The organism is Janthinobacterium saanense (assembly GCF_014200675.1).
GTDB lineage: Bacteria > Pseudomonadota > Gammaproteobacteria > Burkholderiales > Burkholderiaceae_D > Janthinobacterium.
The window spans coordinates 524114-539037 of record NZ_JACHCI010000002.1; the positions used below are offsets into that span (position 1 = coordinate 524114).

General features: G+C 62.2%; 10 protein-coding genes. 7 read left to right on the forward strand and 3 right to left on the reverse strand.

Features of this window, described 5'->3' with window-relative positions; genetic code table 11:
* Nucleotides 1-66 precede the first annotated feature (66 nt).
* Together HDE72_RS05170 and HDE72_RS05175 are read left to right on the forward strand one after the other, a co-directional pair.
* Nucleotides 67-1692 carry a tetratricopeptide repeat-containing response regulator gene (locus tag HDE72_RS05170; protein ID WP_183737639.1) on the forward strand — a complete coding sequence of 542 codons (1626 nt, stop codon included), beginning with the start codon at nucleotides 67-69 and terminating at the stop codon, nucleotides 1690-1692.
* 58 nt (nucleotides 1693-1750) lie between these two features.
* On the forward strand, nucleotides 1751-2149 hold the full coding sequence (locus tag HDE72_RS05175) for a VOC family protein (RefSeq protein ID WP_183737640.1): 399 nt from the start codon (nucleotides 1751-1753) through the stop codon (nucleotides 2147-2149).
* A gap of 111 nt (nucleotides 2150-2260) precedes the next feature.
* On the opposite strand, the gene HDE72_RS05180 is transcribed toward HDE72_RS05175, so the two are convergent.
* Complete coding sequence (locus HDE72_RS05180; protein ID WP_183737641.1) at nucleotides 2261-3313, reverse strand: NAD(P)-dependent alcohol dehydrogenase; 1053 nt, start codon at nucleotides 3311-3313, stop codon at nucleotides 2261-2263.
* A gap of 181 nt (nucleotides 3314-3494) precedes the next feature.
* Here HDE72_RS05180 and HDE72_RS05185 point away from each other — a divergent pair, with 181 nt between their 5' ends.
* The gene (locus HDE72_RS05185) at nucleotides 3495-4424 is read left to right on the forward strand and encodes an AraC family transcriptional regulator (RefSeq protein ID WP_183737642.1); all 930 of its coding nucleotides are present in this window, start codon (nucleotides 3495-3497) and stop codon (nucleotides 4422-4424) included.
* Here the strand turns inward: HDE72_RS05185 and HDE72_RS05190 are convergent.
* A complete protein-coding gene (locus HDE72_RS05190; protein ID WP_183737643.1) occupies nucleotides 4406-7984 on the reverse strand; it encodes a hydantoinase B/oxoprolinase family protein in 3579 nt (1192 codons plus the stop codon). The genes HDE72_RS05185 and HDE72_RS05190 overlap by 19 nt on opposite strands.
* A 144-nt stretch (nucleotides 7985-8128) precedes the next feature.
* On the opposite strand from HDE72_RS05190, the gene HDE72_RS05195 reads away from it, so the two are divergent.
* Nucleotides 8129-9670, forward strand: coding sequence for an NAD(P)H-hydrate dehydratase (locus tag HDE72_RS05195; RefSeq protein WP_183737644.1), 1542 nt, complete (start codon nucleotides 8129-8131; stop codon nucleotides 9668-9670).
* Here HDE72_RS05195 and HDE72_RS05200 read toward each other — a convergent pair.
* On the reverse strand, nucleotides 9667-10419 hold the full coding sequence (locus HDE72_RS05200; protein WP_260176502.1) for an ABC transporter ATP-binding protein: 753 nt from the start codon (nucleotides 10417-10419) through the stop codon (nucleotides 9667-9669). The two genes, HDE72_RS05195 and HDE72_RS05200, sit on opposite strands and share 4 nt — an antisense overlap.
* On the opposite strand from HDE72_RS05200, the gene HDE72_RS05205 reads away from it, so the two are divergent.
* From HDE72_RS05205 to HDE72_RS27955, 3 genes are all read left to right on the forward strand, one after another.
* On the forward strand, nucleotides 10418-11107 hold the full coding sequence (locus tag HDE72_RS05205) for an arylesterase (protein WP_183737645.1): 690 nt from the start codon (nucleotides 10418-10420) through the stop codon (nucleotides 11105-11107). The two genes, HDE72_RS05200 and HDE72_RS05205, sit on opposite strands and share 2 nt — an antisense overlap.
* A gap of 91 nt (nucleotides 11108-11198) precedes the next feature.
* Nucleotides 11199-13346 carry a T6SS effector phospholipase Tle3 domain-containing protein gene (locus tag HDE72_RS05210; RefSeq protein ID WP_183737646.1) on the forward strand — a complete coding sequence of 716 codons (2148 nt, stop codon included), beginning with the start codon at nucleotides 11199-11201 and terminating at the stop codon, nucleotides 13344-13346.
* A 557-nt stretch (nucleotides 13347-13903) separates the two neighbouring features.
* Entirely contained in the window at nucleotides 13904-14818 is a 915-nt protein-coding gene (locus tag HDE72_RS27955; RefSeq protein WP_311735184.1) for a hypothetical protein, read from the forward strand.
* The last annotated feature ends 106 nt before the right edge of the window (nucleotides 14819-14924 follow it).

Consider the following 14924-nt stretch of genomic DNA (forward strand, 5'->3'; position numbering starts at 1 on the left):
TACTATTTGCACTATCCCCACACCCCACCGCCGCTGCTGCGCCCACAGATGACTGAGAGCTGAACGATGCCAGAAAATAGCGACTTGTCTGTCCTGATCGTCGACCCCAACCCCAGCATGCGGGGCAATCTGCACAATATGCTGAACCAGGCGGCCATCACCAAGGTGGAATATGCGGTCAATTCGGGCACGGCCATCCGTTTGCTGACGAAAAAGCCGTTCGACATCATCCTGTGTGAATACGATCTTGGTAGCGGCACGGATGGCCAGGACGGCCAGCAGTTGCTGGAAGACTTGCGCCACCACAAGCTGATCGGCCTGTGGACCATCTTCATCATGCTCACTTCAGAGGCCATCCACAGCAAGGTGATCAGCGCGGCCGAACTGACGCCGACCGACTACATCCTGAAACCGTTTACGGTCGATGTACTGAGCGGGCGCATCGAACGGGCCATCGAGCGGCGCGCCCTGTTCCTGCCCACTTATCAGCTGATCGAGAAAGGCGATTTGCGCGAAGCCGTGAAACGCTGCCGCGACGCCGAATTGCAGCATCCGCGCCTGGCGGCCGACTTTGCCCGCCTGCGCGCCGAGCTGCACATCAGCCTGGGCGAATGGCACGAAGCGGAACAGATTTATCAGAACATGCTGGCCACGCGGCCCATGGACTGGGTACATCTGGGCCTGGCCCGCAGCCTGTTCGAGCAGCAGCGCTATGAAGAAACGCAAGAAACACTATTGACGCTGGTCGAACAGAATCCGCGCTACATGGCCGCCTACGACTTGCTGGCGCAAACCCATGAAGCGCTGGGCCAACAGATACAGGCCAAGAAAATCCTCGAAGACGCCGTCGCGATCTCGCCGCATATGGTGCGCCGCCTGCGCCACCTGGGCGGCATCGCCTACGACACGGGCGATATCGGCGCGGCCGAACGGGCGTACAAGCAAGTGGTCACGAAAGCCAAATATTCGGAATTCCGCGACCCGGAAGACCACGTCAACCTGGTCAGGACCCTGGTAAAAAAAGGCGATGGACCGCAAGCCAGCGGCGTGCTGCGCGACCTGGAACGCTCGATGCGCGGCAGCGCCAACGTGGAAGCCTGCCGCGCCATCTCGGCCGCCATGCTGCATGAGTTGTCAGGCAACGACGAAGGCACGGCCAATGAGCTGCAACTGGCCGCCGCCGCCATCGACACGGCGCGCGGCTTGTCCAAGCAGCTGAAAGTGGGCCTGGTGCAAAGCTGTTTGAAGAATAACCTGGAACAGGCGGCGTCCGACGTAATGCTCAAACTGGTCAACGAAGCCGACAGCGACGTAACGATGGAACAAGCGGTGGCCGTGTTCGAACAGGCGGGCCGCCACGACCTGGCGCAAGGCATGGGACAGCAAATCAGCAACCAGGTGCAGGAGCTGATGCAGGACGCGGCCAGCAAATCGGAAAACGGCGAATTCAAAGGCGCCGTGTTCATGCTGCGCCAGGCGCTGCGCAAGACCCCCGGCAACCTGCCCGTGCTGTTCGCCTCGGTCGACGCGATTTTGCGCCAGCTCAATATGCTGGGCTGGGAAGCCCAACTGGCCGAACAGGCCCAGCATCAGATGCAGGTGATCCGCAAGATCGACCCCAAGCATCCGAAGCTCGAATCGCTGAAGCAGCAGTATGCGGCGACCCAACATAAATATGGTATTGCCAGCTGACTCCTGCCAGCCCCTGAATCGCCACGAGTCTGCCCACCACATTAGCCAGGGAGCCGCCATGAATAAACAGATCATCCTCAACCTGCCCGTGAAGGACCTGGAAAAATCCAGGGCCTTCTTTTCCGCGCTGGGCTTTACCTTCGATCCCCGGTTCAGCGGCGAGAAGGCGGCGTTCATGAACATCGTCGACGGCAGTATCCAGGCCATGCTGACGACCGAAGCCTTCTTCCAGTCGCTGATCGGCAAGCCGGTCGTGAATGCGAAGCAAGCCAATGAAGTCGTGATTTGCCTCAGTTGCGAAAGCCGCGAAGAGGTCGATAGCCTGATCGCCAAGGCCGGTGCCGCTGGCGGCCGCATACCGCATCCACCCGAGGATCATGGCTTCATGTATGACCAGGGTTTCGAGGATATCGATGGCCACCTGTGGAACCTGGTCTGGACGGCGCCAGAAGCCTGATTTTTGTGTTTCAGAGCTTGCTGAAACAGGCCGAAGCCTTTCCACAAGGAACATGCAAAAAAGCCTGGCCCACATCGCTGCGGCCAGGCTTTAGCACTAAAAAAAAGGGATTTATTCGGCCAAAGAAGCCATATCGATCACAAAACGATAGCGCACATCGCTCTTCACGACGCGCTCGAACGCTGCATTGATATCCTGGATACGGATCACTTCAATGTCGGACACAATATTGTGCTTGCCGCAGAAGTCCAGCATTTCCTGGGTTTCCTTGATCGAACCTATCATGGAACCGGACAGGCTGCGGCGCGCGCCGACCAGGCCGAAGGCGCTGATCGGCGGCACGGCGCCGTCGGGGATGCCGACGATGACCATGCTGCCGTCCACTTTCAGCAGGTTGATGTAGTCGTTCCAGTCGATGGATGCGCCCACGGTGCAGATCAGCAGGTCGAAGGTGCCGGCCAGCTTGCTGAAGGTTTCAGCATCATTGGTGGCGTAGTAGTGGTCGGCGCCCAGGCGCAGGCCGTCTTCGCGCTTGGACAACGTCTGGCTCAGCACCGTCACTTCGGCGCCCATGGCGTGGGCGATTTTCACGCCCATGTGGCCCAGGCCGCCCATGCCCAAAATGGCGACTTGCTTGCCAGGGCCGGCTTTCCAATGGTTCAGCGGCGAGTACAGGGTGATACCGGCGCACAGCAGCGGCGCGGCGGCGGCCAAAGGCAGGTTGTCGGGAATCGACAAGACATAGCCTTCCTTGACGACGATGCTGTCCGAGTAGCCGCCCTGGGTGGCTGTCTTGCCGTCCGCTTCCAGGCCGTTATAGGTCTGGACCAGGCCAGGCATATACTGTTCCAGGTCCACATTGCGCGTTTTGCAGGTGGTGCAGGAATCGACGAAGCAGCCCACGCCCACGTGGTCTCCCACCTTGAACTTGGTAACGTCGGCGCCCACGGCGGTGACGACGCCGGCGATTTCATGGCCAGGCACCATGGGGAAAGCAGAATTGCCCCATTCATCGCGCGCCTGGTGGATGTCGGAATGGCAAACGCCACAGTATTTGATGGAGATGGCAACGTCGTCGGCGCGCGGGGCGCGGCGTTCGAACGAGAATGGCTGCAATGCGGAAGTCGGGCCCAGGGCGGCGTAGCCTTTGACGGTAGTGGTCATGAAAACTCCTCGTGTAGATAAATAGGTCACGCAAGCTGCGCAAGCGATCATACAAGTTTGCCGCAAATGGCTGGCGCGCGTTACTGTGATCCTGCAAGACCTTTGCACGATCCTCCAGACTTGCCCATCTTTGCCATGCGCCCGCCCCAGCTTTTCCACCTATTCATGCATAATAATAGCCATGCATACCTTGACCCTTCCGCAAGACGAACTCGCCGCCATGATCAGCCGCCACGCGCCCGGCGACGGCGATTACAGCACGGCAGTCGGCAACCTGAGCCTGCACCGCCAGTCGGCGCCCACCGAATCGCTATTCCATGCGGTGCGCCCCAGCGTGGCGCTGATCGTGCAAGGCGCGAAAAAAGTCACGCTGGGCAGCGCCACCTTTCACTACAGCCGCATGCAGTATCTGCTGACCTCCGTCGATTTGCCAGTGCAGGTACGCGTGGTGGAAGCAAGCGTCGAAGCGCCCCATCTGTGCGCGGTGCTGACCATCGACAGCGCCGATGTGGCGGCCCTGCTGACGGAAGAAAATGCGGCGCAGTCCATGCCGATTCCAGCCGCGCGCGGCATCTCGGTCAGCGACGTATCGCCGGAACTGCTGGACGCCATGCTGCGCCTGGTGCGCCTGCTCGACAAGCCCGATGAAGTGGCGGCGCTGGCGCCGCTGATACGCCGCGAGCTCACTTTCCGCCTCTTGCATGGCCCGGTGGGCGGACGGCTGCGCCATATGGCGCTGGCCAGCAGCCAGTCGCACCAGGTCGGGCAAGCCATCGACTGGATCAAGCACAATTACGCGCAGCCGCTGCGCATCGAACACCTGGCGGGCATGGCGAACATGAGCATGTCGTCGCTGCACCACCACTTCAAGACCATCACCGCCATGACGCCGATGCAGTACCAGAAGCTGCTGCGCCTGCAGGAAGCGCGGCGTTTGATGCTGGTCGAACGCCTGGACGCGGGCACGGCCGGCTACCGGGTCGGCTACGCCAGCGAATCGCAGTTCAGCCGTGAATACAGCCGCCAGTTCGGCCAGGCACCCATGCGCGACGTGGGCCAGGTGCGCGCGCAGATGGGCGGCGTGCCTACCGCCTATGCCACCCCATCCTGACCATAACCCCCGCCACCCGGCGTCTCGATCACGAACACGTCGCCCGGCTGCATCTGCGTCTTGCCGATATGCGGCAGGCGCTCGACTATGCCATCGACGCGCTCCACGGTATTGCGTCCCAGCGCACCCGGCTCGCCGCCGTCCATGCCAAACGGTGGAATCATGCGGTTATTCGAGAGGATGGCGGCCGTCATCGGCGCCAGGAAACGTACCCTGCGCACGCCGCCATTGCCGCCGCACCAAAGCCCTGCTCCTCCTGATCCGCTACGAATCGCATAGCTATCGAGGCGCACGGGGAATCGCCATTCGAGGATTTCCGGGTCGGTCAGCCGTGAATTGGTCATATTCGTCTGCACCACGTCCGTGCCATCGAAACCGGGACCGGCGCCGGAGCCGCCCGAGATGGTTTCGTAATACTGGTACTGCGCATTGCCGAACGTGAAATTGTTCATCGTGCCCTGCGATGCAGCCATCGCCCCCAGCGCGCCATACAGGGCGTTGGTGATGCAGGTCGAGGTTTCCACATTGCCCGACACCACCGAGGCCGGATACTGCGGATTGAGCATGGAGCCGGGCGGGATGATCACCGTCAAAGGCTTCAAGCAACCCGCATTGAGCGGAATATCGTCGTCCACCAAAGTACGGAATACATACAGCACGGCCGCCATGCAGACAGCTGACGGCGCATTGAAATTGTTCGGCAACTGGCTGGACGTGCCCGTAAAATCGATGGTGGCGCTGCGCGTGGCCGCATCGACCCGTATCGCCACGCTGATCTGCGCGCCGTTATCGAGGTCCAGCACATATTGGCCATTTTTCAGGGTGGCGATCACCCGGCGCACGGCTTCTTCTGCGTTATCCTGCACGTGGTCCATATACGCTTGCACCACCGGCAAGCCAAAGTGGGCCACCATCTTGTGCAATTCCTCGGCGCCCTTCTGGTTGGCCGCCACCTGGGCCCGCAGGTCGGCCAGGTTTTGCTGCGGATTGCGCGCGGGGTAGCGGGCGCCCGCCAGCAAGGCCAGGGTTGCGCTTTCCAGTAACAGGCCCGTGCCGCCATCGACCAGCTTGAAGTTATCGATCAAGACGCCCTCTTCCTCGATGCGCGTGGAGTCGGGCGGCATGGAGCCTGGCGTGGTGCCGCCGATATCGGCATGGTGGCCGCGCGAACCCACGTAGAACAGGATGGTTTCAGCTGCTGCATCGAACACGGGCGAGATCACCGTCACGTCGGGCAAATGCGTGCCGCCGTGATAGGGGTCGTTCAGCATGAACACATCGCCTGGCCGCATCTTCCCAGCGTTCCTCGTCATGACGGTGCGTATGCTCTCGCCCATGGAGCCCAGGTGCACCGGCATGTGCGGCGCGTTGGCGATCAGATTGCCATCGGCGTCAAAAATGGCGCAGCTGAAATCCAGCCTTTCCTTGATGTTGACCGAATGGGCCGTGTTTTGCAGGCGCAGCCCCATCTGCTCGGCAATCGACATGAACAGATTATTGAAGATCTCCAGCATCACGGGATCGGCATTTGTACCAATGGCGCGCCGCACAGGCAAAGCCTCTACCCTGCGCAATATCAAGTGGCCATGCGGCGTGACCGAGGCGGACCAGCCAGGCTCGATCACGGTAGTGGCGTTGGCGTCCGTGACGATGGCCGGGCCGCTTATCTGGTCGCCGGGACGCAGCGCCTCAAACGCATACAGGCCGCTGTCGCGCCACTGGCCTGCGCAATACATGGCTACCGTTTCCAGCGGGGCCAAACCGCCTGCGCGCTCGGCGTACGTTGGCGATGCCACTTCAGGTGCGTCCGAAGCGCCGATGGCTTCCACCGAAATCGCCTCGACGATGAGGGCGCGCGTGGGCATCAAAAAGGAAAAGCGTTTTTTATAGGCGGCCTCGAACTGGGCCTGCATGCCAGGCTGCGTATCGAACAGCACGATCAGCGCCGAATCCGTGCCCTCGTAGCGCAGATGCACGCGCCGTATCAAGGAAATGCGCTCGGCTGTCACGCCTTGCTCCAGCAAATCCGTGCGCGCCTGTGCGCCAAGGGTCTCGAAATCGCCATGTAAATCCACGCCCAGCTTGACTTCGATGGCCCGCTCGCGCATGGCGCTCTGGTCGGCCAGGCCCATGCCGTAGGCGGACATCACACCAGCCAGTGTGTGAATAAACACCGTGCGCATGCCCAGCGCGTCGGCCACCAGGCAGGCGTGCTGGCCGCCTGCGCCGCCAAAGCTGGTCAGGGCGTAATCGCTGACGTCGTGGCCGCGCTGCACCGAAATCTGCTTGATGGCGTTGGCCATATTACCGACCGCAATCGCAATATAGCCTTCGGCCACCTGTTCCGGCGTGCTGCCCACGGTACGCGCCAGTGCGTCGAACTGGGCACGCACGGTGGCGACATCCAGCGCTTCGTCGGCGTCCGGCCCGAACACGCGGGGAAAGTGGGCGGGCTGCAGCTTGCCCAGCATGACATTGCAGTCGGTGACGGCCAGCGGACCGCCGCGCCGGTAGCTGGCGGGGCCGGGATTGGCGCCCGCGCTGTCCGGCCCCACGCGGTAGCGGGCGCCGTCGAAATGCAAAATGGAGCCGCCGCCGGCAGCGACTGTGTGGATGCTCATCATGGGCGCGCGCATGCGCACGCCGGCGATCTGCGTCTCGAACACGCGCTCGAACTCGCCCGCATAATGCGACACATCGGTGGAGGTGCCGCCCATATCGAAGCCGATCACCCTGTCGAAACCGGCCAGCTGGCTGGCGCGCACCATGCCGACGATGCCGCCGGCCGGGCCGGACAAGATGCTGTCCTTGCCCTGAAAGGTGCGTGCGTCCGTCAGGCCGCCATTCGATTGCATGAATTGCAGATGCACCCCGGGCAATTCCACCGCCAGCTGGTCCACATAGCGGCGCAGTATCGGCGACAGATAAGCATCGACCACGGTCGTGTCGCCACGCGCCACCAGCTTCATCATGGGGCTGACCTCGTGCGACACGGACACTTGCGTAAAACCGGCCTGGCGCGCCAGTTCGGCCACCGCAGCTTCGTGCGCCGCATAGCGGTAGCCATGCACGAAGACGATCGCGATTGAGCGCAGGCCGCGCGCATGCGCCTGCGCCAGGGCCGCATGCGCGGCCGCTTCGTCGAGCGGCGTCACCACCTCGCCGTGGGCGCCCATGCGTTCATCGATCTCGATCACCTCGCCATACAGCAGCTCGGGCAACACGATATGGCGGGCGAACAGCTGCGGGCGATTCTGGTAAGCGATGCGCAAGGCGTCGCGAAAGCCGCGCGTGATGGCGAGAACAGTCGGTTCGCCCTTGCGCTCCAGCAGCGCATTGGTGGCGACCGTGGTGCCCATCTTGATGGCGCCCAGGCTGCCCACGGGCAGCGGCGCACCGGGCGCCAGCTGCATCAGATGGCGCATGCCGGCCAGCGCCGCATCGCGGTACTGGCCAGGGTTTTCCGACAGCAGCTTGTGCGTCGCCAAACTACCGTCAGGACGGCGGGCCACGATATCGGTAAACGTGCCGCCCCGGTCTATCCAGAATTGCCACTCCATCGCCCTGCCCTCCAGCTATGTCAGGTAGCTATTGTAATGGTGATACAGCGCAGGGTTTAAGCTGGACTTCAGTCGTGCGCCCTTGCCATCCATCTGGATAGACCTTATGTTGCAAGGATACTGACAAATGGAAGGCCCCTACCCATGCCGCATACCGACACGCCCTCGCAATCCCCCTTGTACTCCATCGCCGAGATCCGCGCCATCGAAGCAGCTGCTGCACAAAACCTGCCCGAAGGCGCGTTGATGCAGCGCGCCGGCCAGGCGGCCGCCACTGCCGCATTAAAGCTGCTGCATGGCGCGCAAAATGACGCCGCCGGCCACAGACGCGTGCTGGTGCTGGCCGGCCCCGGCAACAATGGCGGCGACGCCTTCGAAGTGGCGGCCCACCTGGCCGGCAGCGGCATCGAAGTACTGGTATGGACGGCGCCCGAAGCGCAAGCCACTTCGCCTGAACGCGAACAGGCGCTGGCCCGCGCCCGCAACAGCGCGGCGCGCTTTATCAGCGCCGACACCGGCATGGCCTCGGTGGCCGTCGGTGCGGCGCCGTGGAACCTGGTCATCGATGGCTTGTTCGGCATCGGTGCTTTCCGTCCCTTGAACGATGCCTGCCGCGACGTGGCGCAACTGGTCAACCAGCTCGATTGCCCGATACTGGCGCTCGACGTGCCCAGCGGCTTGCATGCAGACACGGGCGCCATCGACGGCGTAGCGATACGCGCCAGCCACACCATCACCTTCATCGGCGACAAACCCGGTTTGCACACGGCCGATGGCACGGACTATGCCGGCAGCGTGGAAATAGCGGCACTGGCGATCGACCCGGCGCTGCTGCCGCCAGCGAAAGCGCAGTTGAGCGCGCTGCACCTGTTCAGCAAGCAGTTGCAGCCGCGCCGCCAGAATACGCACAAGGGCAGCTTTGGCAGCCTGGCCGTGATCGGCGGCGCGCCGGGCATGGCGGGCGCGCCCATCCTGGCCGCACGCACGGCCCTGCATGCGGGCGCAGGCCGCGTTTATGTGGCGTTCGCCGGCACGCCGCCCGCCTACGATAGCGGCCAGCCGGAACTGATGTGCCGGCCGGCAGCCGACCTGGATTTCTCGGGTTTTCATTACACGGCGCTGGTGGCCGGCCCCGGCCTGGGCGATAGCCTCGACGCGGTGGAATTGCTGCAGCGGGCCATCGACAGCGACAGCCCCTTGCTGCTGGACGCTGATGCACTGAACCTGATGACGGCCGAACCGGAACTGCAATCGGCGCTGGCCACCCGGGCCGGCGCCACGATATTGACGCCGCATCCGCTGGAAGCGGCCCGCTTGCTCGACATGACGGTGGCGCAGGTGCAGGCCGACCGCCTGGCCGCAGCGCGCCAGCTGGCGGCGCAGCTGGGCGTGATCGTCGTGTTAAAAGGCGCGGGCACGGTGGTGGCCAGCCAGGATGGCAAGGTGGTGATCAATACCACTGGCGGCCCTGCCCTGGCCACGGCCGGCACGGGCGATGTCTTGTCAGGCTTGTGCGGCAGTCTGCTGGCCCAGGGCTGGCCTGAATGGGAAGCGGCCATCGCCGCCGTCTGGCTGCACGGCGCCGCTGCCGACGCGCTGGTAGCCGCTGGCAGCGGGCCGATCGGCTTGACGGCCGGTGAGTTGATACCGGCGATACGCAAGCTGATGAATGGCTTGGCGGCCTAGACCAGACGGCCGGCCGCAATCGTGATCGTGCGGCCGCAGCGGGCTGCTATCGAAGTATCGTGGGTCACCAGCACCAGGGTTGACCCCCGTTCGCGGTTCAGCTCGAACATCAGCTGGATCACGGCTTCGCCGGTGGCCGCATCCAGGCTGCCGGTAGGTTCATCGGCAAACAGCAGCGGCGGTTCGGTGACAAAGGCGCGCGCCAGGGCCACGCGCTGCTGCTCGCCGCCGGACAGGTATTTGGGATAATGCTTGAGACGATTGTCCAGCTTGACCCGGCCCAGCATGGCTTGCGCCTTTTCTTTCGCATCGGGGTCGCCGCGCAATTCCAGCGGCAGCATGACGTTTTCCAGCGCCGTCAGATGGGTCAGCAACTGGAAGGACTGGAACACGAAACCCAGCTTTTCCTTGCGAAAGCCGGCCCGGCCATCTTCATCGAGCGCGAAGATATCGGTGCCGTCGAGGATCACCTTGCCTTCGGTGGGCGTGTCCAGGCCGGCCAGCAAACCGAGCAAGGTGGATTTGCCGGAACCGGATGCGCCGACGATGGCCAGCGTCTCGGCCGTTTGCACGGTAAAATCAACGTGATGCAGGATGGTCAGCTCACCATCGGCATCGGGTACGCGCTTGGCCAGATTACGCACTTCAATCGCGGACTGGCCGCTTTGGCCCGTCGTGGCTGCCGGCTTATGGGCCGCAGCCGCGTCGGGAAGAAAATTGGTGGAAGTCGCTTTAGGGAATTCGGGCATGCTGATCTATCTTAAAAAAATTCGTGAACACAGTGGTGAAAAGGTCAGCCGCATGCGGCGACGCACCCTGTCCTTGCTTCCTGCGGCAGCCCTGCTGATGGCAGCAGGCATGGCGAACGCCTATTCTGCACCAAAAACGCTGCTGGTGCTCGGCGATAGCCTCTCTGCGGAATACGGTCTGGCACGCGGCACGGGCTGGGTGGCCCTGCTGGAACAGCGTTTGAAAACACAAAACAATAACACGCAGGTCGTCAACGCCAGCATCAGCGGCGAAACCACCAGCGGCGGCCGTGCCCGCCTGCCTGCCCTGCTGGCCAAACACCACCCTGACGTGGTGCTGATCGAACTGGGCGCCAACGATGGTTTGCGCGGCTTGCCCGTGGCGGCCGCCGAAGCGAATTTGCGCGCCATGGGCGAGGCAGTCAAACAGAGCGGCGCGCAGGTGGTGCTGGTCGGCATGCGCATGCCGACCAACTATGGCCGCGACTATGCCGACAAATTCTCTGCCGTGTATGCCAGGCTGGGCAAGGAGTGGAAAGCGCCGCTGGTGCCCTTCATGTTCGCCGGCGTGCCCGACCAGCCGCAATTCTTCCAGGCCGACCGCATGCACCCCACTGCCATCGCCCACCCCACCATCCTCAACAATATCTGGCCGCAGCTGGCGCCCTTGCTCAAAGCGCATAAGTAAGGGCCGCTTGCTTGGTTTGATTGACACTGCGTAAAACCTGCTCATCGGCAAGGGCTTACAGTGACCAGTCCGGTTACGATGAAAGCCCGCCATGAGCGACACGCCAGGCAGCAATCCCGACCAGCCATTCAATCCGCAAGTCGAGCTGGTGGTGGGCCAGGCCGCCGGCACCACCTGCTTCAGCCACAGCCTGCAAGACTGTTTGCAGCAGATGCCGTCGCCGGGGATCATCATCTTCGTACACGGCGTCAATTCCGATGGCGAGTGGTACCAGGCGGCCGAAGCAGGTTTGTGCGCCGGCTTGAACACGCGTTTGAAGCGCTGCGACGAGCACCTGTGCCACGCCTCGCCGCAAGCCGGGCAACTCACGCCGCTCGCCTACCGGGATGAACTGAGCGATGACGGCTATGTCGACCCGGATTACACGGCCAGCACTTTTATCAAGCCCGATGCACATTTTTCGCCTGTGATCCGGTTTCGCTGGGGCTACAAGGCCAGCGATACGGAACTGCAGCGCTACGGCGACTCCGTCTACCTGAACGAATTCAATTACTGGGGCGGCGGCCCGTTTGCCAATGGCTGTTCTTCGCTGCCCGATCTGTGGGGTGAAGGATTGACCGATGCGCTGTTCCTATGGGTACACATCGAGCATCTCAATCCCGTCAATGACCGCATCGTGTATGCCTGTCCACCGCGCCCCTATTTCGTGATGGCCGCCTTGCGCCTGGCGCATCTGGTGGCGGCCATCCGCAAGGAGCAGGCCGATGTGCCGATCACCGTGGTCTGCCATAGCCAGGGCAATATGGTGGGCATGGCGGCGGCTTTTCTCGGCAACAAGATGGCCGATGTCCAGGATATTGCCGGGAAAAGTGGCCGCTGCGTGGCCGATACCTATGTGCTGTGCAACCCGCCGTACAGCTTGCTGAAAAGAAATGACACCGAAGGCTGGCTGCAAGGGCAAGTCAGGGATGTCGATGGCAATGTGGGCCGGCAAAGCGGCAAGGCGCGCCGCAAGACGCTGGCGGCTTTTTTCGACATCATGCGCGGGCAGGCCAAGGAGCCGCCGCTGTCGCCGGTACTGGCGCAGATGGCGGCCAACGCATGCCATGATTTCACCCTGGACAAGGACAAGGCGCGCTATGGCTGCAGCGCCGCCAGCACCACGCGCGGCCGCGTGACCCTGTATTGCAATCCGCATGACCAGGTAATTTCCGCCACGCCCATCCAGGGCATAGGCTGGCTGGGCATGAGCGCCGACGACATCAAGGCGACGCGCGGCGATGGCGTGTTCAGCCAGCGCGTCTTCGCACAGGGCTACCCGGTCGGCCAGCAGGGCGACTATGATTACTGGGCCAACCACTACCGCAAGCCAAAAAAGGGCAGCCCGGACTTCTGGCATCCCCATTCGTCGATCTCCAGATACGACGTCAGCAAGGGACTCAATGCCAGCAGCAGCGACCTTGGCCGGGGCGCGACCGTGCGCACGGCCGCCGCCACCTCGGCCCTGATCAAGTGGCTGAAGATCCCGATCAACGCCGTGCCACCCGACGACTGGAAGATCCCCATCAACGCCCCCGCGCTGCCGACAACGTTTGCGCCGCAAGCCGTGCGCTTTGGCCTCGCCAGCGACCAGTTCGACCAGGAGAAAGACCCGCCCGGCACGCATCGCCAGGCCGGCAAGCTGCGCGAGCCAGGCGAACCCTATGCTGATGACAGCATCGGCGGCACGCCGGAAGGCGACCGCCATACCGAAGCGGGCCTGCGCTATGAAGACCATGCGCGTCTGCGCATGAAAGCCCGGCGTGAAAACCTCTACCCCAAGGGCGCCAAGGTGGGCATGGAAGACGACCTGTCGACGGCCACGCCGGAATTCCTGCAATGGCGGGGGCAGGAAATCCGGCGGCAACTGATCGCCACCTGCGACACCCACGCCACCGACCATTCCACTATTTTGACCAATCCCATGCATGCGGAACGAGTGCTGGCGTATGACGTGGCGGTGGGGGTGAGCCATATCAGCGAGAAGGCGATGCGGAATTTACGAGTGATTGCTGATTGGCGGTTATTGCAACGTCCTGGGAAATTTGAATTCAATAAAGTATTTTATGAGTATTTCCTTTCTGGAAATTTCAAAGAACTATCCGTGTTCGACTGGGCCCACAGCGCAGGTAGCACCGGTGCGATGCCTACCGAAATTGAGGATGAGCGTATGTATCAGCGCCCACAGGATACAAACTGATGCGCGCGCTGATTTCCACTTCGCAACGCCGCTTAGGTTGGAGCGTGCTTGTATTCAGCCTTGTTTTTGGTCTTGCACTCTGGTCTGTATCGCAGGCCATGTTACTCGATGCCCCTATCGAAGGAGAATTACTGATGAAACGACTCTTGCTGATGCCAGGCTTATCGGCGCTTACCCTATTTCTATTCCTGTCAGCCTGTGCCAGCAAGCCTCTCACTACCGCACCAGTGCTCACGGCTGCACCTGAAGTTCCTTCAAAGCCGTATATGGCACAGGTGGTGGGTGTGCAATGGCTTAACCCTTTGCAGCGACGAGACTATTCGACAGAATGGCAATTATTATGGACGCTGGGTCTGGCGAAGCCGAACAAGGACGATAGCAAGGTCAGGGAAAATCCGGTACGTTTTGACAAAGTCCAGTCGATAGGTATGATTGCTTCTGGTAATGATGGGGAAGAAACATTCGAGGGATATCACGAGAAATATGCTGTCGAATTAATTTATCGCTTCCGTGACATCTACTTTTCAAGCGAAGACTATTTTTACAATGCCCATTCCTTGACGGACAAATCCACGCGGCGCGAACTGGCCGGCATCCATGTTGAATACGCCTTGCCTGCCGGACGTCCCGATCTGGCAGACGCCGGGAACTATGTGCAGGACACCATCCGACGGGCCTTCAGCATCGGCAATCCCAGCTTCCCCAATTCCTGGACCACCGCCACCCCGCCCGACGTCCGCGTCACCATGGGCGGCGCCAATGCAGGCTTTAGCTCGCTGGCGGCGGGCCTCACCTACCTGCAGGCCCATCCCGATAAAACCGTCTGGGTAATGAACTGGGATGCCCCCAGTTATCCGCCCAAGGATGAGCAGATCAATGAAAACATGGTCTTGCTGGTGCTGGCTGGCCCAGACTACAAGACCGAACGCGCGCCGCTGGCGTGGCTGGGCTTTCCTGCATCTCGGACTGTCGCTGATTTCAAAGCCGAGAAAGGGTCCAGGTCGCGCATCGTGCAGGCATGGAACGCCGCCATCGACGATGCGGCCAGAAATGCACAGCGCAGCGATGGCGATATCGCCTATATCATCCACGATGCGGGCAATACCCACCCCGCTTCGTCCGACCGTATCGGCCCGCTGGCGCAAAGCCTGACGGAACAATTACCCGATTTCGATTTCAACAAGCAGACCTTCAATATGCCGGCCTTGCTGGGCGAAACGGGCGCCGGTACGGCGCTGACCAATGTGGCGCTGGCGATCGCCTATGCCAACCACGTGGGCGGTCCCGTGCTGGTGGCGGGCACCAGCGAAGCGCAGCAAGTGACGGCGCTGGTAGTGGCGCCGCCCGCCGTGGTGCGGCCCATCGACCACGACAAAGCCTGGTTCCGCGCCCGCGGCGGCAATACCGTCTTCTTGCCATGGTGGGGGCTGCGCTACGATGCGCGGCCGGGATCGCAGGGCTATTCCAGGTAGACAAAAAAAATGTTGATTAGCGCTGATCTTCATCTGCCAGCCTGAGCGAAGCCTCAGTTCGCCTGCCGGTCGCTGCGGCGGCGTACAGGAAGCGCCGCAGGATGGC